Genomic DNA, 22,452 nt, shown 5'->3' with positions numbered 1-22,452 from the left:
CATGACGCCTGTGCGGTGAAGGCCATGGCGCAGCCGTGGGTCAGGGCATCCGCGGCAGCCGATGCTTCGGTGGCGGATCGTGTCGCTGGGCCGCAGATGTTGACGACTCCCGCGGATCGAGACGCGTGGCTCGTCGGTCAGTCGGAGGTCTCGGCCGACCCAGCCGACTCGGCCGGCTCGGACTCGTCGATGTCGTCGTTGGTTGCGGCCCAGCTGGCTAGCAGGTTCAGGGCGTCCTGCGAACGTGACGCGGGCTCGGCGGTGTAGGTGAGGAGGCTCTGGCTGGCGTCGCCTCCGAGAGGGAAGGTCTCGAAGGGCAGGTCGAGGTCGCCGACGACCGGGTGGTGGAAGCGTTTCAGGCCGGTGGTGTGGATGCGGACGTTGTGGGCGGCCCAGCGGCGGCGGAAGTCCTCGCTGCGGGTGGACAGTTCCCCGATGAGGTCGGTCAGGCGTCGGTCGTAGGCGTCGCGGCCGGCCTCGGCGCGCAGCATGGCGACGACGTCGTTGGCGACCTGGTCCCAGTCTCGGAAGAACTCGGGTGCGTGCGGGTCGAGGAAGACGAACCTCGCGTTGTTGGGCGGCCGCGCCGGGTCGGCGTAGACCGGGGAGAACAGCGCGCGTCCGAGGTGGTTGGCGGCCAGGATGTCCAGGCGTCCACTGAGGACGAACGCGGGTGTTCCGGTCATCGAGTCGAGGACCCGCTGCACCGCGGGCCGGACGCGCTGCTGGGCGGGCTTGCGGCGAGGGGGACGGGTCGTGCCGGCGCCGCGCAGGAGGTCGAGCAGATGGATGCGCTCGGCCTCGTCGAGTCGCAGCGCTTGCGCGATGCCGTCGATGACGCTCTCGGAGACGCCGGTGGCGTTGCCGCGCTCCAGCCGGGTGTAGTACTCGCTGGAGATGCCCGCGAGCAGGGCGACCTCCTCCCGGCGCAGCCCGTTGACCCGCCGCCGGTCGCCCCCGTACGAGGGCAGTCCGGCCTGCTCGGGGGTGACCCTGGCCCGTCGCGTGCCCAGGAATTCCCGGATCTCTGCACGGAAATCATCACGCATATCGCGATTGGTGTCATAGGGGTCGTTTCTGCCTGTCATGCGCTCCACTCTACGAGCGCTTTCCTCTGTCTGGGGGTCCCTGTCAGTGACCCCCTCATCAGGGACTCCCAAACTCCTGTGACAAACGGTTCTGTTGGTGGTGCACCGCCCACGGTGGTGTGAACGGCCCGGATACGGCGGTGCTTCCGCAGCCCTGTCCAGCCCTTCCGCGGCGCCGTCGGCGCTGCGAATCCCCGGAATCAGAAGGATGAGTCATGCGTCGATACACCAAGCCGGCCGTCGTCGTCACGGCGCTGGGAGCGCTCGGCCTCGCGGCCTTCGGATCGGGTGCCGCGGACGCGGCCGGCGGCAACACCGGCTCCGGCTCGTCGCCTCGTGTCAAGGCGGAGTCCGTCTCGTGGAACCACGGAACCGCGCAGGTGAACAAGCGCGTCATGCAGCGTTTCACCAGTGAGTTCCTGCCCACCGGCGATCCCGCGTTGGCGAGGAAGTTCATCAGCCCGAACATCGTCATGCACTTCGGCGGAACGACGCAGCAGGGCCGGGACACCTACCTCGGCATCGTCGCCGCCAACATGAAGGCCTTCCCCGACCTCAAGTGGACGGTGGAGGACATGCGGGCCGAGGGCGACACCGTGGCCATCCGCTACACCATGACCGGCACGCACGAGGGACCCTTCGCCGGAGTCGAGGGCACGGGCAAGAAGATCCACGCGGAGAGCTTCGCGTTCTACCGCCTGTCCCACGGCAAGATCGTCGAGGAGCGCGCCCAGCTCGACATGCTCGGCATCCTCACGCAGATGGGCGCCATCCCCGCCGCGTAGCAGCGGAGCGGAGTTCTGTACTTCACCCGGCTCCGTCGCACCCGCCCCTGCGCCAACGCCATGACCGGCGCTCGCCGCGTCCCTCGGCTCGGCGCGGCACGTACGGGCCCCCGCCGCCCCTGCGCCGCACATTCCAGAGAACCAAGCATCCAGAGAACCAAAGAAACCAAGGAACAGGACTCCTCCCATGGCAACGAAGCTGTCTGGCACTGTCGCGCTCGTCACCGGTGCGAGCAGCGGTATCGGTGCCGCCACCGCCCGCCGGCTCGCCGAGGACGGCGCCTCCGTCGCCCTCGTGGCCCGCCGCAAGGACCGTCTGACCGACCTCGCCGCCGAGATCGAGAAGGCCGGCGGCATCGCCCTGGTCGTGGAAGCAGACATCACCGACCGCGCCCAGGCCGAGGCCGCCGTACAGCGGACCGTCGAGCACTTCGGACGCCTCGACACCCTGGTCAACAACGCCGGCCTGATGCTCCTGGGCCCCGTCGTCGGTGCGGACGCCGACGAATGGGAGCGCATGATCGCCGTCAACGTCCAGGGCCTGCTCTACACCACCCGCGCCGCCCTCCCGCACCTGCTCAAGGCCGCCGAGGACGGGCCCCGCCGGGTCGCCGACATCGTCAACATCAGCTCCATCGCCGGTCGCGTCGCCTGGAACGGCTACGGCGTCTACAACCTCACCAAGTTCGGCGTGAACGGCTTCACCGAGTCCCTGCGCCAGGAGGTCACCCAGCGCCACGTCCGCGTCGGTGTCCTCGAACCCGGTGGCGTAGACACCGAGTTGGGTTCGCACAACGACCACAAGCCCGAGGTCCGCGAAGCGATCGGCACCTTCTACGAGCAGACCGAGGTCCTCGCCCCCGATGACATCGCGGACGGCGTCGCCTACATGGTCACCCGTCCCCGCCATGCCTCCATCGGCGAACTGTGGATCATGCCCACCGACCAGGCCTGACCCCGCCCGTCGCCATCCACCGCCAACCATTTCAAGGAACCCTCATGAGCAAGGTCATTCTCGTCACCGGTGCCGGACGCGGTCTGGGCACCGACATCGCCCGCGAGGCCCTCGCCGCTGGCCACCAGGTCGTCGCCACCGGCCGCCGCCCCGACGAGGTCGAGAAGACCCTCGGCGGACCCCAGGACAACCTGCTGGTCACCAAGCTCGACGTCACCAGCCTGGAGGACGCCGAGGCCGCCGCGCAGGCCGCCGTCGAGCGCTTCGGCCGTATCGACGTCCTCATCAACAACGCCGGCAACTTCTTCGCCGGCTACTTCGAGGAGATCACGCCCGCGCAGATGCGCCAGCAGATCGAGACCAACCTCTTCGGCCCGATGAACGTCACCCGCGCCGTCCTGCCGATCATGCGCAAGCAGCGCTCCGGGCACGTCATCACCCTCTCCTCCTCCGCCGGCATCATCGGCCAGGAGTTCTGCGTCGCCTACGCCGCCTCCAAGTTCGGCGTCGAGGGCTGGATGGAGTCCCTGCGCTACGACGTCGAGCCCTACAACATCCACACCACGGTCGTCGAGCCCGGCTTCTTCCGCACCGAACTCCTCGTGGACGCCTCCACCACCTGGCCCGAGCCGACCATCGCCGACTACGCCGAACGCACCACGGCCACCATCACGGCATGGAAGAGCATGAACGGCCAGCAGACCGGCGACCCCGCCAAACTCGCCCGCGCCCTGCTCACCATCGCCGACCAGGACAAGCCCCTGCAGCGCTTCGTTGCCGGCGCCGACGCCATCGAAGGCGTCACGGCCAAGGCCCAGGAACTCCTCGCCCAGGCCGAAGCCTCCCGCGAGCTGGGCGGCGACCTCGGCCACGACGACACCAACGCCTGACACACCCACACCCAGGCTTTGACCGGCCGCTGATCGGAGCGACGCGCACCATGAATCCGACCTACGACTTCGAGAACAAGGTGGCGCTCGTTACGGGCGCGGCATCCGGCATGGGGCTCGCGACGGCCCGCGCCTTCGCCGAGGCCGGAGCCGCCGTCGTGCTGGCGGACGTCGGCAAGGAGGCTGTGAAGAGCGCGGCCGAGGAACTCGCCTCGGCGGGCCACCGGGCGATCGGCGTCGTCTGTGACGTCACGGACGAAGGCCAGACGGCCGCGATGGTGGAACGCGCGGTCACGACGTTCGGCCGCCTGGACATGGCGTTCAACAACGCCGGTGTGCAGGTACCGCCCAGTGACGCGGCCGACGAGCCGGCCGAGAACTTCGACCACGTGAACGCGGTCAACCTGCGCGGCGTCTGGGCCAGCATGAAGCACGAGCTTCGCCAGATGCGAGAGCAGGGCAGCGGTGCCATCGTCAACTGCTCTTCCCTGGGCGGGCTCTTGGGCATGCCACAACGCGCGGCCTATCACGCGTCCAAGCACGGCGTGATCGGCCTGACCAAGAGCGCGGCCGTCGAGTACGCCCCCAGGGGGATCAGGATCAACGCCGTGTGCCCCGGAGTGATCGACACTCCCATGGCCGCAGGCATGCTCGAGAGCCAGGCCGACGCCATGGCGGAGATCATGAAGGAGCAGTCGATCGGAAGGCTGGGGCGCGCGGACGAGGTCGCCGCAGCCGTTCTCTGGCTGTGCAGTCCGGGGGCCAGCCTTGTGGTCGGTGTCGCTCTCCCCGTCGATGGCGGCTTCACCGCTCACTGACCGAACGCCCTCCTTCCCACACGCTGACGAACGACGCCGGACCGCCACGCACGACCGGCACCGCGCATCTCGGCAGGCCGGCGGAATCCCTCACGTTCTGCCGCCACATCTTTCATCGCAACCGACCAGTACGGGACCGCTGTTCGCCCCAGTGGTGACCAGCGAGACGGGCTGCGCCGAACCGGTTCCGCCCCCGGGCACGCCGACGAGCAAGGCCCTCAACCTTCCGCCGATCCGAAAGCGTAGAGATGTCCACTGAACTCACCGAGTCAGCCGTTCCTCCCCCCACCGATCCCACTGCCGAGCCTGCTTCGGCATCGTCCCGGCGCACGTTCATCGCGACGACCACCGCAGTCGGCGGTGCCGTCGTAGCCGGCGGCCTGGTCGCCGGGTCGCCCCTGCTGGGTGCCGGGGAGGCGGCCGCCGCCGAGGCACCACCGAGCAGCCGCGTCTCGCTGACCGTCAACGGCAAGCGGCACACCGTCACGGTCGACAACCGGACCTCGCTCCTCGACCTGCTGCGCGAGCACCTGGACCTGCCCGGCTCGAAGAAAGGCTGCAACGCCGGTGCGTGCGGAGCCTGCACCGTGTTGGTCGACGGGCGCCGGGTCAACTCCTGCCTGACGCTGGCCGTCCGGCTGGAAGGCGCCGAGGTCACGACGATCGAGGGCCTCGCCTCCGGTGACCAACTGCACCCGCTGCAGAAGGCGTTCATCGAAGAGGACGCCTTCCAATGCGGCTACTGCACGCCCGGACAGATCATGTCCGGCGTCGGCTGCATCCAGGAGGGCCACACCGGCTCCAAGGACGAGATCCGGGAGTGGATGAGCGGCAACATCTGTCGCTGCGGCTGCTACGTCAAGATCGTGCGCGCGGTCGAGCAGACCGCCCAAGGGAAATGAGGCCCGGTCTCCATGTATCCCTTCTCCTTCACCAAGGTCTCGGACACCCGTGCGGCGGTCAACGCAGGCCGCGCCGGCGGACGTTACATCGCCGGCGGCACCACTCTGGTCGACCTGATGCGTGAGACAGTCGAACGCCCCGAAACCCTCGTCGACATCAGCGACCTGCCGTTGGGCGAGATATCCGTCACGGGCCGCGGGGGCCTGCGCATCGGCGCCCTGGTGCGGATGGCGGATGCCGCCGCCCACCCCAAGGTCCGCGCCACCTACCCCGTGATCTCGCAGGCGCTGGAGCTGAGCGCGTCGGCCCAATTGCGCAACATGGCGACCATCGGCGGCAACATCATGCAGCGCACCCGCTGCACGTACTTCCGTGACGTGACAGCGGCCTGCAACAAGCGCGAGCCGGGCTCGGGTTGCGCGGCGCTCGAAGGCTACAACCGCACCCACGCCATCCTCGGCACCTCCACCGACTGCGTGGCCACGCACCCCTCTGATGTGGCCGTGGCCTTCGCCGCACTGGAGGCGACCGTCCACCTGCTCGGCCCGGACGGTGCACGCAGCATCCCCTTCGCCGACTTCCTGCTCCGTCCCGGCAGCACCCCGAACCGCGAACAGGCCCTCCGCAAAGGTGAGTTGATCACCGCCGTGGAGGTCCCCGCCCTTCCGCGCCCGCTGAAGTCCGGCTACCTGAAGGTGCGTGACCGGCAGTCGTACGAGTTCGCGCTGACCTCGGCGGCCGTGGCGCTGCACATCCGGGGCGGGGTGATCCGGGAGGCGAAGGTCGCCGCCGGAGGGGTGGGCACCGTGCCGTGGAAGCTGTCGGCTGTCGAGAAGCACCTGGTCGGTGAGCGGCCGTCGAGCCGGCTCTGGGCTGCGGCGGCCGAGCACGCGGCGGCCGGTGCCCGCCCGCTGCAGCACAACCGCTTCAAGGTCGAACTCCTCACCCGCACCGTCGAGCGCCAGCTGCGCATCGTAGGAGGTACCAAGTGAGCCCGCAGCCCCAATCGGCCGTCGGAGCGCCGTTGTCCCGCGTGGACGGCCGGCTCAAGGTGACCGGGAAGGCGACCTACGCCGCCGAGCACGACATCGAAGGCGTCGTTCACGCCGTCATCGTCGACAGCACCATCGGCCGCGGACGCATCACCGGCATCGACACCCGCGCCGCCCTCGCCCAGCCCGGCGTACTGAAGGTGATCAGCCACCTCAACGCGCCCGTGCTGCCCTACCGCGGCAACCCGGAGTCGTTCGATCCGCCGGGCAGGCAGCTGCGGGTTTTCCAGGACGACAAGGTCCTCTTCCGCGGTCAGCCGGTCGCCGTCGTGGTCGCCACCACACTGGAGGCCGCCCAGCACGGGGCCGAGCTGGTGAACATCCGCTACGACGCCGAGAAGACGTCGACCGACATGACCTCCGCACCGGCTGGCGAACCCGTCACCTACGCGCGGGGCGACGCGGACAAGGCGTTCGCATCGGCCCCCGTGAAGGTGGACGCGACCTACCAGCAGGCCCGCGCCCATCACAACGCGATGGAGCTGCACGCGACCATCGCCCGCTGGGAAGGCGACAAGCTCACCCTGTGGGACAAGACCCAGTGGCCGAAGGGCACGCAGAAGGACATCGCCGCAGTCTTCGGCATCCCGAACGACTCGGTACATGTCATCTCCCCGTTCGTCGGCGGCGCGTTCGGCAACGCGATACGCGCCTGGCCGCACATCACCATCTCGGCCCTCGCCGCCCGCGAGACGGGGCGTCCGGTCAAGCTCATGCTTACTCGCAGGCAGCTGTACTTCGGGGTGGGCTACCGGCCCTCGTACGAGTACCGGGTGCGCCTCGGCAGCGACCGGCGCGGCCGGGTGAGCGCCATGGTCCAAGACCTGAAGGCCGAGACCTCGACGTACGAGAACTTCACCGAGAGGGTCCTGCACACCGGGCAGATGCTCTACAGCGCCCCCCATGTCAGCCAGGACTACCGGACCGTGGCGCTGGACGTGAACACGCCCATCTGGATGCGCGGCCCCGGCTTCGCCACGGCCGGCTTCGCCATCGAGTCGGCGATGGACGAACTCGCCCACAAGCTGGGCATCGACCCCATCGAGCTGCGCCAGCGCAACGAACCGGAGGAGGACCCGGCCGAGCAACTGCCGTTCTCCACCCGGCGGTTGCGCGAGTGCTACACCGTCGGCGCCCGCGAGTTCGGCTGGCACCGCCGCAACCCGCGGCCGCGCTCCACCCGCGACGGCGACTGGCTGATCGGCACCGGCATGGCCGCCGGCACCTACGACGTCCTGCGGAACGCGGCCCAGGCCCGCGTCAGACTGGACGCCGACGGCACCGCCCTGGTCGAGGCCGCGACCAGCGACATGGGCCCTGGCACCTACACCTCCCACACCCAGGTCGCCGCGGACGCCCTCGGCCTGACCATGCGCAACGTGACCTTCCGGCTCGGCGACTCCACCATGCCGCCGACCCCGCCCCACGGCGGCTCGCAGACCATGACCAACGTCGGCTCCGCCGTCCAGGACGGCTGCGACAAAGTACGTCTGCAGGCGATCAAGCTCGCTGTCGAGGACCGGCGCTCACCGCTGTACGGTGCCGACGCCGACGACATCGTGGTCCGCGCCGGACGCCTGCACATTCAGCGCGACCCGGCACGTGGAGAGACCTACCGGCAGCTTCTGGCCCGCAACAACCGCACCCACCTCGAAGTCCTCGGCACCTGGACTCCGGGCGAGGCCCGGCACTCCATGTACACGTACGGTGCGATCTTCGTCGAGGTCGCCGTCGACGCCCGCCTCGGGCTGGTCCGAGTGCGGCGGATGCTCGGAGTCTTCGACGCGGGCCGCATCATCAGCCCCAAGCTCGCCGACAGCCAGGCCCTCGGCGGCATGGTCGGCGGCATCGGCCAGGCCCTGCTCGAACACACCGTCACCGACCACCGCGACGGCCGGATCGTCAACGCCGACCTGGCCAACTACATGGTTCCGGTCAACGCCGACATCCCCGACCTGCGGGGGATCTTCCTCGACGGCGGTGAGGACCGCCATGCCGACCCCATCGGCGTCAAGGGACTCGGCGAGGTCGTCTTCATCGGCGTGGCGCCCGCCATCGCCAACGCGGTCTTCCACGCCACCGGCCGCCGCGTCCGCGAACTGCCCATCACCGCCGAAGCCCTGCTCTGAGCCGAGGCCCGAGACGAGCCCCCGGGCGGTCCTGTGTCGTAGGGCGCCGGTCGCCCGGGGTGCTCACGACCGTCCGGCGGCGGACCTGACCCCGCCGCCGGACCCCGGGGCCGTCGCCGTGTCACGTCCCCCGACGACACGGCGGCGGCCCGCCCAAGCACACCCACCAAGCCGTCGTCGCACGCACGCCGTCCCCCACGGAGGCACCCATGCTGAACATCGCGGACACGCTGCACGACTGGTGCCGCGAGGCCCGCCCCTTCGCCCTCGCCACCGTCATCCAGGTCAGCGGCAGCGCACCCCTGCCACCCGGCACCGCCCTCGCCGTCGACGCAGACGGCACGGCGGTCGGCAGCATCTCCGGCGGCTGCGTGGAAGGAGCCGTCTACGAACTGTGTCAACAGGTCCTGGCGGACGGCGGTATCCCCGCACGAGCCCGGTTCGGCTACTCCGACGACGACGCCTTCGCCGTCGGCCTGACCTGCGGTGGCGAAATCGAAGTCCTGGTACAGCAGGTGGCGCCAACGGCCCAGCCCCACCTCACTGTCGCCCTGGAAGAGGTGGTGTCGGGCCGTCCCACCGCCGTGGCCCAGGTCGTCGATGGCCCGGACGAACTCGTCGGCCGCATGCTCTGCCTGTTCGGCGACGGCAGCGCCCACTACGGAACCCTGGGCGGCGCGCGAGAGGACCGGGCGGTGGTGGCCCAGGCCCGCGCACTGCTGCGCGCCGGGCGCACCGGCCTCGTCGAGGTCGGCGGCGACGCCGACACCTGCCCCGACCGTCTGTCCGTACTCGTCCACACCCACGCGTCCCGCCCCCGCATGTTGATCTTCGGCGCCGTCGACTTCGCCGCCGCCCTCAGCCAGGCCGGGGCCTTTCTCGGCTACCACGTCACCGTCTGCGACGCCCGCCCCGTCTTCGCGACCCCCGCCCGTTTCCCCCACGCCGACGAAGTCGTCGTCGACTGGCCCCACCGCTACCTGGAACACACCGAAGTCGACCCCCGCACCGCCGTCTGCGTCCTCACCCACGACGCCAAGTTCGACATCCCCCTCCTACGCCTGGCCCTCGACCTCCCGGTCGGCTACGTCGGCGCCATGGGCTCCCGCCGCACCCACGACCACCGCCTCGACGCCCTGCGCGCAGCCGGCGTACCCGACAACCGACTCACCCGCCTGCGCTCCCCGATCGGCCTCGACCTCGGCGCCCACACCCCCGAGGAGACGGCCATCTCCATCACCGCCGAGATCATCGCCCACACCAACGACCGCACCGGCCTGCCCCTGTCCCACAGCACCGGACCTATCCACCAATCCGCCTCGGGCGACCTTTTACCGGCCGCACGAACAGCCGCGTGACGACCCGACCGTCGCACCGCAAAGGGGGTGCCCGCCATTCGCAGGCGGCCGCTCCCTCGGTGTGGCCGCCCCCGGCAGCAGGAGCTCACCGGGACACGGAATGCCTCTCGGCTGCAAATGAGCCGAGGCCAGCGGTGGTTCTCCGGCCCGCACACCGCACTGGATCGTTCGCCTGCCCCGACGGCCCGGATCCGAAGAGATGCGGCACCCCCAACCGCCCAAGGTATTGGCCGCCCGAGGCCGACATGACCCAACCGATGAGGAACCATCCGTGAGTGCCCTGTTCACCCCCCTGACCCTGCGGTCCCTCGAGATCCCCAACCGCGTCTGGACATCCCCGATGTGCATGTACTCCGCCGCCTCCGACGGCCCGGAGACCGGGGTGCCGACCGACTTCCACCTCACCCACCTGGCCAGCCGGGCTGCCGGCGGCGCCGGTCTGGTGATGGCCGAGGCGACCGGGATCCGGCCCGACGGGCGCATCACCCCCTGGGACCTGGGCCTGTGGAACGACCGCCAGCAACAGGCGTTCGCCCGCATCACCGCAGCCATCCGCTCGCACGGCTCGGTCCCGGCGATCCAGCTCACGCACGCCGGCCGCAAGGCGTCCGTCGACAAGCCCTGGCTCACTGGCGTGTACATACCCCAGACAGAGGGCGGCTGGCAGCCGGTCGCCCCCAGCCCGGAGCCGTTCACCGGACGGCCCGCTCCCCACGAGCTCACCCTGGACGAGATCCAGCAACTCGTACGAGACTTCGCCGAGTCGGCGAAGCGCGCCTTGGCCGCCGGCTTCCAGGTGGTCGAACTGCACGGCGCCCACGGCTTCCTGATCCACTCCTTCCTCTCCCCAGCCTCCAACCACCGCACCGACACCTACGGCGGCAGCTTCGAGAACCGGCTGCGCTTCGCGCTGGACGTCGTCAACGCCGTACGCACGGTGTGGCCCGAGAACCTGCCGGTCTTCTTCCGCACCTCGGCCACCGACTGGCTGACCGAGAACCCCGACGACGACCGCGAGGGCTGGACCAGCGACGACACCGTCCGCCTCGCCAAGGAACTGCGCGCGCACGGCGTCGACCTGCTGGACGTGTCCAGCGGCGGCATGGTCGCCGACGCCACCATCCCCGTCGCACCCGGCTACCAAGTCCCCTTCGCCGCCCAAGCCCGTGCGGCGACCGGCATCCCCACCGGCGCCGTCGGCCTGATCCTGGACCCCGCCCAGGCCGAAGACATCGTCGCCAGCGGACAGGCCGACGCCGTCCTCCTCGGCCGCGAACTGCTGCGCAACCCCTACTGGCCCCAGCACGCCGCCCTCGAACTCGGCGCCGAGCCCCGCTGGCCCGAGCAGTACGGCTACGCCGTACGACGGAGCAGCAAGCGCTGAGAGAACGGCACCCGCCACACCAGCACATGACCCGCGTCGCGCCACGACGGCCCCCGCCGGTCGGCACTTCGCCATCAACATCGCAAGACGGTCCTCACGCTCCCTGCCCGCCGCGGGCGGGCCTGAGCCGACCATCGGCACCCCCGGAAAGGAACACCCCGTTCATGCACGCACAGCAGTCCTCATCCATGCAGGCGATCGGCGTCCGAACCTATGGCGGCCCGGAGGTGTTGCACGCCGTCGAGTTGCCACAGCCGCACGCCGGTCCTGGTGAGGTGCGGGTTCGGGTGCGTGCCGCCGGGGTGAACCCGGCCGACGTCATGCTCCGCGACGGCTCCCTCGCCGAGTGGTACCGCGACCTCGAACCTCCCTTCATCCCCGGCATGGACGTGGCGGGAACGCTCGACGAGGTCGCAGACGACGTCAGATCCACCTACGGACTGTCCGAGGGCGATCCGGTGATCGGCATCGTCGACAACCACGGCCGTCACGGCGGCTACAGCGAGTACGTCGTCCTGCCGGCCTCGTCGGTCACGCGTCAGCCTGCCGGGACGACGTTCCCGCAGGCCGCCTCGTTTCTCATGAACGCGCTGACCGCCCGGTGCGTCCTGGACTTCCTCGCGCTCGCCCCCGGTTCGACACTGGCCGTCACCGGAGCCGGCGGTGCCGTCGGCGGCTACGTTGTCGAGCTCGCCGCCGCGCAGGGCCTGCGCGTCGTCGCGGTGGCGTCCGAACAGGACGAGGAGTGGCTGCGCTCCCGCGGCGCCGACATCTTCGTCGCTCGCGGCGACGACATCGCACAGCGCGTGCTGGACGCCGTGCCCGGTGGAGTCGACGCCGTCGCGGACAGCGCCATGCTGCACGAGCGGATCACGCCGGCGATCCGCGACAACGGCCAGCTCGCGGTCCTGCGTTTCTGGGACGCCGATCCCGGCCGCGGCATCACCGTGTATCCCATTAACGTCCGCACACGCGTCACCGACACGGCGGCCATCACCCAGCTGCGCGAACAGGTCGAGTCAGGTGAGCTCACACTCCGAGTCGCGGCAACCCTGCCTGCGCACCAGGCAGCCGAGGCTCATCGGCAGCTCGAGAAGGGCGGCCTGCGGGGGCGGCTCGTCCTTGAGTTCCCGCCCGCAGCGGCTACCTGAGCCGCCCGGCTGGACCAACCAGTACGGGCAGGTGCCGACCAGCTGGCCCACCCCCACCTGGTGTTCCGCGCCGAAGAATGCGAGTCCGGGCCCACGCCCGCTCGAAGAGCACCGGTACCGGCATCATCGGCACAACCGCCGTATGGGCCGTGGCCCGGTGCTCTTTCGCGTGTGGCACAGAGCAGCCGGGACTCGCTCATCGTCAGTGCGCGCCTCTACGGGCTCACGGGGAGGGCCTGCTCCGCCCAGATGGTTTTGCCCTCGGTGGTTTGGCGGGTGCCCCAGGTGGCTGTGAGCTGGGCGACCAGGAGGAGGCCGCGGCCGCCTTCGTCGAAGGTGCGGGCGCGGCGCATGTGGGGGGCGGTTCCGCTGGCGTCGTCGACTTCGCAGATGAGGTTCCGGGCGTGGATCAGACGTAGCCGTATGGGTGGGGCGCCGTACCGGATGGCGTTGGTGACGAGTTCGCTGACGACCAGTTCGGTGACGAAGCAGGCGTCGTCCAGTCCCCAGGCCTCCAGTTGAGCGATGGCCTTCTTGCGGGCCTGGGCGACGGCGGCCGGGTCCGCAGGTATTTCCCAGGTGGCCACCCAGTTGCTGTCCAGTGCTTTGGTGCGGGCGAGGAGCAGGGCGACATCATCGGAGGGGCGGTCGGGAAGCAGGGCGACCAGAACAGCGGCGCACAGGTTGTCCAGGGACGAGGACGGCTGCGCCAGAGCCTGGCAGAGGAGGGACATGCTGACGTCGATGTCCCGCTTGCGGGACTCGATCAGCCCGTCGGAGTAGAGGGCGAGGAGGCTGCCCTCGGGCAGTTCGATGTCGGTTGATTCGAAGGGGAGTCCGCCCAGTCCCAGTGGGGGGCCGATCGGGAGGTCGAGCAGGGTCGCGGTGCCGTTGGGGGTGACCAGGACGGGTGCCGGGTGTCCGGCGAGGGCGATCGTGCAGTGGCGGGACACCGGGTCGTACACGGCGTACAGACAGGTCGCGCCGACATCCCCGGTGGTCTCCGCTCCTGGGTCCGGCTGTGGGGCGTCTTTCTCCTCGGTGGACAGGCGGGCGACGACGTCGTCGAGGTGGGTGAGGAGTTCGTCGGGGGGCAGGTCGATGTCGGCGAGGGTGAGCACGGCGGTGCGCAGCCGTCCCATGGTGGCGGAGGCGTGGATGCCGTGGCCGACGACATCGCCCACGACCAGTGCGACTCTGGCGCCGGACAGCGGGATGATGTCGAACCAGTCTCCTCCCACCCCGGCCCGGGCGCCGGCCGGCAGATAGCGGGAGGCAACGTCCACGGCGGCCTGCGTCGGCAGGGCCTGAGGCAGCAGGCTGCGCTGCAGGGCGACCGCGGTGGCGCGTTGGCGGGTGTAGCGGCGGGCGTTGTCGATGCAGACGGCCGCTCTGGCGGCCAGTTCTTCGGCCAGCAGCAGGTCGTCCTCGCGGAACACCTCGGGGTGCTGGTGGCGGATGAAGACGACGACGCCCAGGGTCGTGCCGCGGGCGGTCAGTGGCACCGTCATCACCGAGTGCATGCCGAAGTCGCGGACCCGGGCGGCCCGGCCCCGATCACGTGTCGTCCACTCGGTGATCGCGGGGTCGCTCGCCTCGTGCAGCAGGGCGCGTCCCGACCGGAGGCTCTCGACCGGTGGGGAACCCTCCGGGTAACTGTCCACCTGGCCCGGGGCGACGACCCCCTCGGGGGTTCCCGGGTTCACGGACCGGTGCGCGACGCGCAGCAGGGGGACGGGGCCGGGTGGCGTGCCTGTTTCCGGCAGTGGTTCATATGTGCCGTCGAGGGAGGGGAGTAGGTCGACGCTGACGAAGTCGGCGAATTCCGGGACGGCCACGTCAGCCAGTTCCTGAGCCGTCCGTGTCACGTCCAGGGTGCTGCCGATACGCCTACTGGCCTCCGCGAGCAGCATGAGCCGCTTTCGGGCCCAGTGCTGCTCGGTCATGTCGTGCATGGCCACACCTACACCCTGGACGTGACCGCCTTCGTCCTTGAGCGGGGTGAGGACAACGGACCATGCATGCTCGTGGCCCTCGCTGGGGGTACTCCCGAAGATCTCCAGGGTCTGCGGCTCACCTGTCTCCAGTGCCCGCAGCATGGACCGCTCCATCCTGTCCATCGACGGATGGTCCACGATCTCCGAAGCCCGCAGCCCGCGCACGTCGTCATCAGTGAGGGCCACGTCACGGTGGGTGGCCTTGTTGGCTAGGCGCATGCGCAACCCGGTGTCGTACACCGCCATGTGGCAGCCTGCGACTTGCTCATGGTCCCAGCTCATGAGTGTGCTGTCGTCGGGCGGGGGTCGCAGCCCTCTCAGTGCGGAAACCAGGAACCATTCGCGCTGCCCGTCGGCCAGCGCTCTTCTGTGTGCCAGGACCTTGGCTTCCAGGCGGTGGCCGTCGCGGTGCCGGAGGGCGATCCGCCCGTTCCACCTGGGCAGCTGTGTGAGGGAGCGCAGCACCGGTTCGTTGATCTCCTCGACCAGCAGACCAGCTGCGGGTTGTCCCACGATCTGCGTGGGCGAGTACCCCAGCAATCTCTCGGCCCCCGCATTCCACCCGGTCACGAGGCCGTGTCCGTCGACGGTGACGTTTGCACTGAGCGTCTCGTCGACGACGTAGGCGGACACCCCTGGCACCTCGTCGGTGGCCATGCGGCCCTCCCTCGCTGCTCAGCTCGCTCGCGCGGAGATCATCGCCGTTTTCCGGCACGTGACTCGGGACTGGCGCGGCATATTTCTCTATTATCCCGCTTGTGTGGTCAGGCGACCGGGGCAGCCGTCAGCGGCGGTGAGGTGGTAGCGGTTGAGCAGGTGGGCCATGGTCGCCCGTTCTCCGCGACCGCCGCCCCCCACATGCGAGACTGGCACGCATGACGACCGGCGTGGAGGGCTCGCGGATCCCCAGGAGGGGCAAGGGCTCCGGTCGACTGCCGACGATGCAGGACATCGCCGCCCATCTGGGTGTGTCTCGTCAGCTTGTCTCGCTGGTGATGAGAGGTGTACCGGGGCCGAGCGCGGAGTCGAGGGAGCGGATCCTCGCCGCCGCGGGTGAGCTCGGGTACCGGCCGAACGCGTCCGCGCGCCTGCTGCGTCAGAACCGCACCCGTCTGATCGGGATGATGTTCGAGATGCGCAACCCCTTCCAGGTGCGCTTCGTGGAGAGACTCTTCGTTCGGGCGGCGGAGAAGGGATTCGGGTTGGTGCTCGGCCCCGTGACGGTCGAGAGGTCTACGGATGCCGTCGTCGCCGAGCTGATGGAGGAGCGCGTCGAAGCCCTGGTCGCGTTCAACCCCGCCCCAGGATCGGCCGCGCTCGCCGAGGCGTGCGATCTCGTTCCTGTCGTCTGGCTGGGCGACTGGGTGCAGGCGCCCGAGGTCGACAACGTCCACGTCGACGAGGTCGAGGGGCTTCGTCTCGCGATCGAGCATCTGGTCGGCCTGGGGCACCGTGACATCGTCTACGTCGGCGGGCTCGGCGGGCGCGTGGGGCGGGACCGCGCCGACGCCTATCGCGCCGCGATGACCACGTTCGGGTTGTCCGATCAGGCCGAGGTGCTGTCCAGCGACTTCTGGGAAGAGGGCGGCGCCGCGGCCGCGAGGGAGATCGTCGCGCGTACTCGGCGTCCGACGGCCGTGGTGTGCTGCGGGGATCAGTGCGCGGCGGGCGTGATGGCGGTGTTCGCGCGGTCGGGGATCCGGGTACCTGAGGACGTCTCCGTCGTCGGATTCGACGACAGCTACCTCTCGTCGTTGTCGTATCACCGGTTGACGTCGGTGCGGCAGGACGTCGAGGCGACGGTCGAGGCGACGTTGGGATCGGTACTTGAGCGGCTTGACGGAGACGACGGTCCGCGCCGTGTCGTCGCCACGGCGACGACACTCGTGGTGCGCGAGTCGACGGGGCCGGCGCAGACCGGGGCGTGACGGGTTCCTGCTGTCCCGCCCCGGCTCCGTAGGCCGCGAGGGCTCAACGCACCCCACGGATGGGGATGATGACGGCGGCGCCGATCAGGGCGACGATGCCCGCGCACCAGAGCAGTGCCGGGTAGTTGTCTCCGCCGCCGAGGCCGAGGAGGAGAGCGCCGAGCGCGGGCGCGAAGGACTGCGGCAGCGAGTTGGCGATGTTCAGGACGCCGAGGTCCTTGCCCGGCTTCCCCGGATCGGGCAGCACATCGATCACGAGAGCGTTGTCGACCGCGGTGTACACGCCGTAGGCCAGGCCCATGACGATCTCGGCGATGTAGAAGTGGCCCACGGTGTCGGCGTAGACCAGCACGACGAGCCCGATACCGAAGAGCAGCGTCGAACCCGCGACGAAGATCTTGCGGCGGGCGAGCCTGTCGGACAGCCAGCCGGACAGTGCGGCGCTCGCCATCAGGGCGATGGTGTACAGGAGCACGCCGGTCGCGACGGCTGAGACCGCCCGCTCCTCGGTGAGCCCGAGGTGGTCCTGCATGTAGAAGAGCCGGAAGGTCGTGAACAGGAACATCGCGAGGACGATCATGAACCGCGACGCCCAGGCCAGACCGAAGTCCGGGTGCTTCACGGGATTGGTCCAGAACGCGCGGACGATGGCCATCACGGAGAAGGACTCCATGGGGGTCTCCGGGATGCGGTCGGGGGTGACCAGCACGTAGACGACCACGCAGGCGACACCGACGACACCGGGCACGATGAACAACAGCGGCAGGTTCGCGACGAGGAGCGCGGCCGCGTAGATGCCTGCCAGGATCGCGATGTTCTGGGCGAGGCCGAGGACGCTGGATGCCCGTCCGCGCTGCGACTCGGGCACGTTGTCGGCGAAGCTGGCCATGAGCGCGGCGAACGCCGCGTTGGACGCGAGCTGACACAGCAGCCACGACAGCGTCAGTGTCAGCACGTTCGTCGAGAGGGCCACCGCGGCGAGGCCGACGAGCAGGAACACGATGCCGCCCAGCAGCCACGGCCGACGTCGCCCCCATCGTGTCCGGGTCCGGTCGCTGAGTGCCCCGAACAGGGGATTGCCGAGGATCGCTCCGATGGAGCCGATCGACAGCGCCACCGCTACGACGGATGCCGGATTGCCGGGGTTCAGCTCCTGGGCCTTGAGCTGCATGCTCACGATGACGGGCGCAAGGATCGCCACGAAGATCCCGAACTGGGCGAGTCCGATCGCGGCGATGTACCAGTTACTGGCGGATCGGACGGGGATCTGGTTCGTGACGGGGGGTGCGGGAGTTCTCGTCGCCATCGACGCCTCCTTGAGTCGTGTGCCGAACGCCCGGCGGAGCGCTCACCGATGAGGCGATTTAGCTCGTGCTAACCTGGCGTTCGGCCGACTTTAGCTCGTGCCAAATGGTTTGCCTATAGCGACGTCGAGGAGCGTGACATGCTGCCGTCCCGTCTGCCGGAGCCCCACCTCTATCTGCCTGGCACCGGAGAGCCTTCGCTTCGCTGGGGCATCGTTGGCCCCGGCTGGATCGCCGGCGAGTTCGCGAAGGCCGTGCGCAACCACACTGCTCAGCAGATCGTGGCGGTCGCCTCCCGCTCCCTCGACCGAGCGTCAGCGTTTGCCGCCACCCACGGCATCGGCCTCGCCCTGGGATCCACGGAACAGCTCGTGACCCATCCCGATGTCGACGTGGTCTACGTCGCGACCCCGCAGAGCGAGCACCTCACCGTCGGCCTGGCGGCGATCGCGGGAGGCAAGCATGTGCTGATCGAGAAGCCCTTCACCGTGAGCGCGGCCGAGGCGAGGACCCTCGCCGACGCGGCGCGGGCCGCCGGGGTGCTGGTGATGGAGGCGATGTGGAGCCGCTATCTGCCGCATACCTCGGTCATCCGCCGGCTTCTCGCCGACGGCGCGCTCGGGGAGATCCGTACCGTCTTCGCCGATCACGGACAGGCGATCACGGCGGACCCTGAGCACCGCCTCTACCGACCCGAACTCGGTGGCGGGGCGCTGCTGGACCTGGGCATCTATCCGGTGCAGTTCGCCTCGATGGTGCTCGGGGCCCCCACCCGGGTGACTGCCGTCGGCGGCATGACCAAGACGGGCGTCGACGCCCACTCGACCCTGGTACTCACCCACGAACGCGACGCGCAGGCGACGCTCCACACCTCGATCCTGGCCCGCACCCCGATGACCGCCGTGATCGCCGGAAGTGAGGCGACGCTCAGCATCGACGGCATTTTCTACGCGCCGACCTCCTTCACCCTCTCCTCGGCAGGCGATCCCTTCGGCCCGGAGCTCACCTGGAGCGACCCGACGGGCCTCAAGCTGTTCGACGGGCTCTCGTGGGAGGCCACGGCACTGGCGCGCTTCGTCGGCGAGGGCCGCACCGAGTCACCCGTCCACACGCTCGACGAGACCATCTCGATCCTCGCCACCATCGACGAGGCGCGAGCCCAGATCGCCGCGTCCTGACCTGCGCACCCGGAGGAGGGACTCCATGACGGATCTCATCACCACACTGGAAGGTCAGGAGAAGGAGCTGGTCTTCGAGTCGTTCGACCACGCTGATGCCTGGCGACTGGGCTCGGGCATCACCGCGATCGCGAAGAAGGCCGGCCATGCGGTCGGCATCGACATCCGGCGGCCCGGCCTGATCCTGTTTCGCGCCGCCCTGCCAGGCATCACGCCCGATCAGGACATGTGGATCACCCGGAAAGCTGCGGTCGTGCTGCGTATGGAGGCCAGCAGCGCGCTGGTGGACGCCAGGCTGTCCGCGGCGGGGGTCGACCCCGCTGCGATCGGATGGCTGGGCGCGGAGTACGCGGTCACGGGAGGCTCGTTCCCCATCCGGGTCCGGGATGTCGGTGTCGTCGCGGCCGTCACCGCCTCCGGTCTGTCCTCGCAGGAGGATCACGACCTCATCGTCGAAGGCATCCGCGCCCACCTCGCCCACGGAGGCAGCGCATGAGCGAGCAGGTTCCCCCACGACGGCTGCGGAGCGGTCAGCGTGCCCGCATCCGGGTCTGGAACCGTGCGACAGGGGCAGCCCGCACCGTGTACGAGTCGCACGACCGCCTGTACGAGGCACCCAACTGGACACCCGACGGGCGCCTGCTCGTCAACGGCGACGGACTTCTGTGGACCCTCCCCACCGACGGATCGGCAGCGCCCCGGGCGGTGCCGATCCAGGGGCTGCCCGACGTCAACAACGACCACGTCCTGTCTCCCGACGGCACCACGGTGTTCGCCTCGGCGAACGACTGGCACATCTGGGAGGTCCCCCTCGCCGGCGGCGCCGCCCGCAGGATCACCGCCGAGGACGGCGGGATGCACTTCCTGCACGGCGTCAGCCCCGACGGACGCCGCCTCGGATACGTACGTCTGGAACCCGAAGGCGACAACTGGTGGGCTTCGGCCACCATCCACACCGTCGGCGTCGACGGGCGCGACGACGTCGCCGTCACCACCGATCCCGGACCGGCGGACGGGTGCGAGTGGACGCCCGACGGAGCCTGGATCCACTTCAACACCGAACAGTTCTCCCAGCAGCCCGGCCACGCCCAGCTCGCCCGCGTCAGGCCCGACGGGACCGAGTTGGAGCAGCTGACCTTCGACGAGCGCGTGAACTGGTTCCCGCACATCGCCCCGACCGGCGACGTCGCCGTCTACCTCAGCTACCCGCCCGGCACCACCGGCCACCCCGCCGACCTGCCCGTCGAGCTGCGCCTCGTGCCGGTCGACGCCTGGCAGAAACCCACCACGCTCGTCGCCCTCGACGGCGGCCAGGGCACGATCAACGTGCCCAGCTGGTCCCCGGACGCGTCGGCGTTCGCGTTCGTCGACTACCCCTTCGACCCACAGAACACCCCCGGCGGCCAGTGATCAAGAAAGGGACCCCGACCCCATGACCTCCCCGCCCCTCACGCGCCGTACGGCGATCAATCCGCTGCCCTGGATCCTGAGCGACGGCGGATACCGACTCGACCGGGCCGTCCTGGACGAAGCCATGACCGCACTGTCCGCCATCGGCTTCACGCACTTCACCATCGAACTGCCCCCGGAGATGAGCCCCGCCGACTACGGCACGCTCCTGGCCGACCACTCGCTCGCGGCGGCGCCCGGGTACTTCTGCGCCCCTTTCCACGAACGCGAGCGTCACCACGAGGCAGTCGAAGCGATCAAACGTCACGCACAGGCGCACCTCGAGCTCGGCGTCGACAGCGCGTTCATCGCCGCCGACCTGCTGCCCGATCGCATGGCACGACCCGCCGTCGGTACGGGACACGACGCCGACCGGACGCTGGTCGTGGCCGAAGGCCTCGCCGCCGCGGCCGAAGCGGCCGCCGCAGAGGGCGTGCGCTACGGGCTGCACCCCCATGTCGGCTCCGCCGTCGAGATCGAGCAAGAGGTGCGCGCGGTGCTGGATTCCACCGCGGGCAGCGCGCTGTGGTTCGGCCCCGACACCGGCCACCTGCGCTGGGCCGGCGCCGTACCCGAGAAGCTCGTCGCGGACTACGCGGACCGGGTGCTGAACGTCCACCTGAAGGACGTCGACGCCGAGGCGGCGGACACCGCACGGCAGCGCGGCGAGGACTACTTGACGGCGACCGGCCACTCGAAGGTGTGGATGGAGCCCGGCCGCGGCGCGATCGACTTCGATGCCGTCCTCGCCGCGCTCCCCGACGCCTTCGACGGTTGGTACGTCATCGAGGTGGACGTGCCGAACATCGGCACCCCCGCACAGAGCAGCGCCGCATCGCTGGCGTTCCTGCGACAGCACCCCCACTTCACGGCCACGGCCGGCGGTGCCGAATGAGCCCTCGACCGGGATCGCTCCGGGTGGCGATCATCGGGACCGGCATGATCGCGGCGGCACATCTGCGCGCGGCCCGGGACGCCGGTGCCGCGGTCGTCGGCGTGCTGGGCTCCCTCCCTGAGCGGTCCCTGGAGGCCGCGGAGCGGTGGGGTGTCGCAACCGGTTACCCGAGCCTGCCTGAGCTGCTGGAGGCACGGCCGGACGTCGTGCACATCTGCACGCCCAACAACACCCACATCGCCTACGCGCACGCCGTCGTCGAGGCCGGGCTCCACATGGTCGTCGAGAAGCCGATCGCCACCAGCCTGACCGAAGCGCGCGAGCTGGCGGCCGCCGTCCACGATGCCGGAACGGTCGCGACGGTGCCGTACGTGTACCGCTATCACCCCCTGGTGCGGGAGATCCGCAGCCGTCGCGAGTCGGGCGCTCTGGGCGAGCTGCTGCTCGTGCACGGTTCCTACCTTCAGGACTGGCTCGTTTCCCCCGACGCGTCGACCTGGCGGGTCGACCCCCGGACCGGCGGCGCCTCGCGCGCCTTCGCGGACATCGGATCGCACTGGGCGGATCTGGCCGAGTTCGTCTCCGGTGAGCGGTTCACCGCCGTGACCGCCAGCACGTCCATCGCCTATCCCACGCGCCCCGTCGCCTCCGGCCCCTCCTTCGGCGGCAGCGCGCACGGAGTGCGCGTGCCCGTCGAGACCGAGGACATCGCGGTCGCGACGTTCCGCACCGAACGGGGCATGCTCGCGAACACCGTGATCTCGCAGGTCTCCGCCGGCCGCAAGAACCGGCTGTGGCTGGAGCTCGACGGTTCGCTCGGATCGGCCGTGTTCGACCAGGAGCAGCCCGAGTCGGTCTGGTTCGGAACCGAGCGTGGTGCGACGGTCGTCCGTCGTGGCGAAGGTGAGGTCGCAGGCGACCAGGGACGACTCAACCGCGTGCCACCCGGCCACCCGCAGGGCTGGCCCGACGCGTTCGCGGCGTTCTGCGCCGACACCTACGCTGCCGTCAAAGGCGAACAGCGCACCGGACTTCCCACGATCGACGACGGCCTGCGATCCCTTGAGATCATCGACGCACTTTTGCACAGCGCCGCCACCGGTGACTGGACCGAGATCGGTGCCGCTGACACAGTGCTCACCGCCGAAACGGAGAAGTCGTGACACAGCAGTCCCGTCACCCGGTCAC

19 protein-coding genes are annotated in these 22,452 nt (G+C 69.9%); 16 read left to right on the top strand and 3 right to left on the bottom strand.

Annotated features, from left to right (window positions below; genetic code table 11):
• Positions 1 to 137: 137 nt before the first annotated feature.
• Positions 138 to 1,088, bottom strand: coding sequence for a helix-turn-helix domain-containing protein (locus tag OG734_RS19115; protein ID WP_330288730.1), 951 nt, complete (start codon positions 1,086 to 1,088; stop codon positions 138 to 140).
• A gap of 215 nt (positions 1,089 to 1,303) precedes the next feature.
• Between OG734_RS19115 and OG734_RS19110 the strand changes: the two genes are divergently transcribed.
• The 10 genes from OG734_RS19110 (at position 1,304) to OG734_RS19065 (ending at position 12,513) form a co-directional block, all read left to right on the top strand.
• Positions 1,304 to 1,873, top strand: coding sequence for an ester cyclase (locus tag OG734_RS19110; RefSeq protein ID WP_330288729.1), 570 nt, complete (start codon positions 1,304 to 1,306; stop codon positions 1,871 to 1,873).
• A 187-nt stretch (positions 1,874 to 2,060) separates the two neighbouring features.
• Positions 2,061 to 2,828 carry an SDR family NAD(P)-dependent oxidoreductase gene (locus OG734_RS19105; RefSeq protein WP_330288728.1) on the top strand — a complete coding sequence of 256 codons (768 nt, stop codon included), beginning with the start codon at positions 2,061 to 2,063 and terminating at the stop codon, positions 2,826 to 2,828.
• Between the two features lie 44 nt (positions 2,829 to 2,872).
• On the top strand, positions 2,873 to 3,718 hold the full coding sequence (locus tag OG734_RS19100; protein WP_330288727.1) for an SDR family oxidoreductase: 846 nt from the start codon (positions 2,873 to 2,875) through the stop codon (positions 3,716 to 3,718).
• 50 nt (positions 3,719 to 3,768) lie between these two features.
• The gene (locus tag OG734_RS19095; RefSeq protein ID WP_330288726.1) at positions 3,769 to 4,536 is read left to right on the top strand and encodes a glucose 1-dehydrogenase; all 768 of its coding nucleotides are present in this window, start codon (positions 3,769 to 3,771) and stop codon (positions 4,534 to 4,536) included.
• Positions 4,537 to 4,784: 248 nt separating this feature from the next.
• Complete coding sequence (locus OG734_RS19090; protein ID WP_330288725.1) at positions 4,785 to 5,438, top strand: (2Fe-2S)-binding protein; 654 nt, start codon at positions 4,785 to 4,787, stop codon at positions 5,436 to 5,438.
• A gap of 12 nt (positions 5,439 to 5,450) precedes the next feature.
• On the top strand, positions 5,451 to 6,431 hold the full coding sequence (locus tag OG734_RS19085; RefSeq protein ID WP_330288724.1) for an FAD binding domain-containing protein: 981 nt from the start codon (positions 5,451 to 5,453) through the stop codon (positions 6,429 to 6,431).
• On the top strand, positions 6,428 to 8,620 hold the full coding sequence (locus tag OG734_RS19080) for a xanthine dehydrogenase family protein molybdopterin-binding subunit (protein ID WP_330288723.1): 2,193 nt from the start codon (positions 6,428 to 6,430) through the stop codon (positions 8,618 to 8,620). Before OG734_RS19085 ends, OG734_RS19080 begins: the two co-directional genes overlap by 4 nt.
• 209 nt (positions 8,621 to 8,829) lie before the next feature.
• Positions 8,830 to 9,978: an XdhC family protein gene (locus OG734_RS19075; protein ID WP_330288722.1), complete on the top strand. Its 1,149-nt coding sequence runs from the start codon at positions 8,830 to 8,832 to the stop codon at positions 9,976 to 9,978.
• Positions 9,979 to 10,249: 271 nt separating this feature from the next.
• Positions 10,250 to 11,362: an NADH:flavin oxidoreductase/NADH oxidase gene (locus tag OG734_RS19070; RefSeq protein WP_330288721.1), complete on the top strand. Its 1,113-nt coding sequence runs from the start codon at positions 10,250 to 10,252 to the stop codon at positions 11,360 to 11,362.
• Between the two features lie 164 nt (positions 11,363 to 11,526).
• A complete protein-coding gene (locus OG734_RS19065) occupies positions 11,527 to 12,513 on the top strand; it encodes an NADP-dependent oxidoreductase (protein ID WP_330288720.1) in 987 nt (328 codons plus the stop codon).
• A 215-nt stretch (positions 12,514 to 12,728) separates the two neighbouring features.
• On the opposite strand, the gene OG734_RS19060 is transcribed toward OG734_RS19065, so the two are convergent.
• Positions 12,729 to 15,167, bottom strand: a complete 2,439-nt coding sequence (locus tag OG734_RS19060) for a SpoIIE family protein phosphatase (RefSeq protein ID WP_330288719.1) — start codon at positions 15,165 to 15,167, stop codon at positions 12,729 to 12,731.
• 218 nt (positions 15,168 to 15,385) lie between these two features.
• Between OG734_RS19060 and OG734_RS19055 the strand changes: the two genes are divergently transcribed.
• A complete protein-coding gene (locus OG734_RS19055; protein ID WP_330288718.1) occupies positions 15,386 to 16,438 on the top strand; it encodes a LacI family DNA-binding transcriptional regulator in 1,053 nt (350 codons plus the stop codon).
• A 43-nt stretch (positions 16,439 to 16,481) separates the two neighbouring features.
• Here the strand turns inward: OG734_RS19055 and OG734_RS19050 are convergent, their stop codons facing one another.
• Complete coding sequence (locus tag OG734_RS19050) at positions 16,482 to 17,744, bottom strand: MFS transporter (protein WP_330288717.1); 1,263 nt, start codon at positions 17,742 to 17,744, stop codon at positions 16,482 to 16,484.
• Positions 17,745 to 17,882: 138 nt separating this feature from the next.
• Between OG734_RS19050 and OG734_RS19045 the strand changes: the two genes are divergently transcribed.
• The 5 genes from OG734_RS19045 to OG734_RS19025 are packed head-to-tail and all read left to right on the top strand — an operon-like array spanning position 17,883 to position 22,427.
• Positions 17,883 to 18,920 carry a Gfo/Idh/MocA family protein gene (locus OG734_RS19045; protein WP_330288716.1) on the top strand — a complete coding sequence of 346 codons (1,038 nt, stop codon included), beginning with the start codon at positions 17,883 to 17,885 and terminating at the stop codon, positions 18,918 to 18,920.
• A 25-nt stretch (positions 18,921 to 18,945) separates the two neighbouring features.
• A complete protein-coding gene (locus tag OG734_RS19040; RefSeq protein WP_330288715.1) occupies positions 18,946 to 19,416 on the top strand; it encodes a heme-degrading domain-containing protein in 471 nt (156 codons plus the stop codon).
• Complete coding sequence (locus OG734_RS19035) at positions 19,413 to 20,330, top strand: hypothetical protein (RefSeq protein ID WP_330288714.1); 918 nt, start codon at positions 19,413 to 19,415, stop codon at positions 20,328 to 20,330. Before OG734_RS19040 ends, OG734_RS19035 begins: the two co-directional genes overlap by 4 nt.
• Before the next feature lie 22 nt (positions 20,331 to 20,352).
• Positions 20,353 to 21,264 carry a sugar phosphate isomerase/epimerase family protein gene (locus OG734_RS19030; protein WP_330288713.1) on the top strand — a complete coding sequence of 304 codons (912 nt, stop codon included), beginning with the start codon at positions 20,353 to 20,355 and terminating at the stop codon, positions 21,262 to 21,264.
• A gap of 23 nt (positions 21,265 to 21,287) precedes the next feature.
• The gene (locus OG734_RS19025; RefSeq protein WP_330288712.1) at positions 21,288 to 22,427 is read left to right on the top strand and encodes a Gfo/Idh/MocA family protein; all 1,140 of its coding nucleotides are present in this window, start codon (positions 21,288 to 21,290) and stop codon (positions 22,425 to 22,427) included.
• Positions 22,428 to 22,452 lie beyond the last annotated feature (25 nt).

Origin of the sequence: Streptomyces sp. NBC_00576 (assembly GCF_036345175.1) — a bacterium.
In the GTDB taxonomy this organism is placed as follows: domain Bacteria; phylum Actinomycetota; class Actinomycetes; order Streptomycetales; family Streptomycetaceae; genus Streptomyces.
Note: the sequence above shows the minus strand (reverse complement) of the source record. Positions and strands in the feature narration are given on the sequence as shown.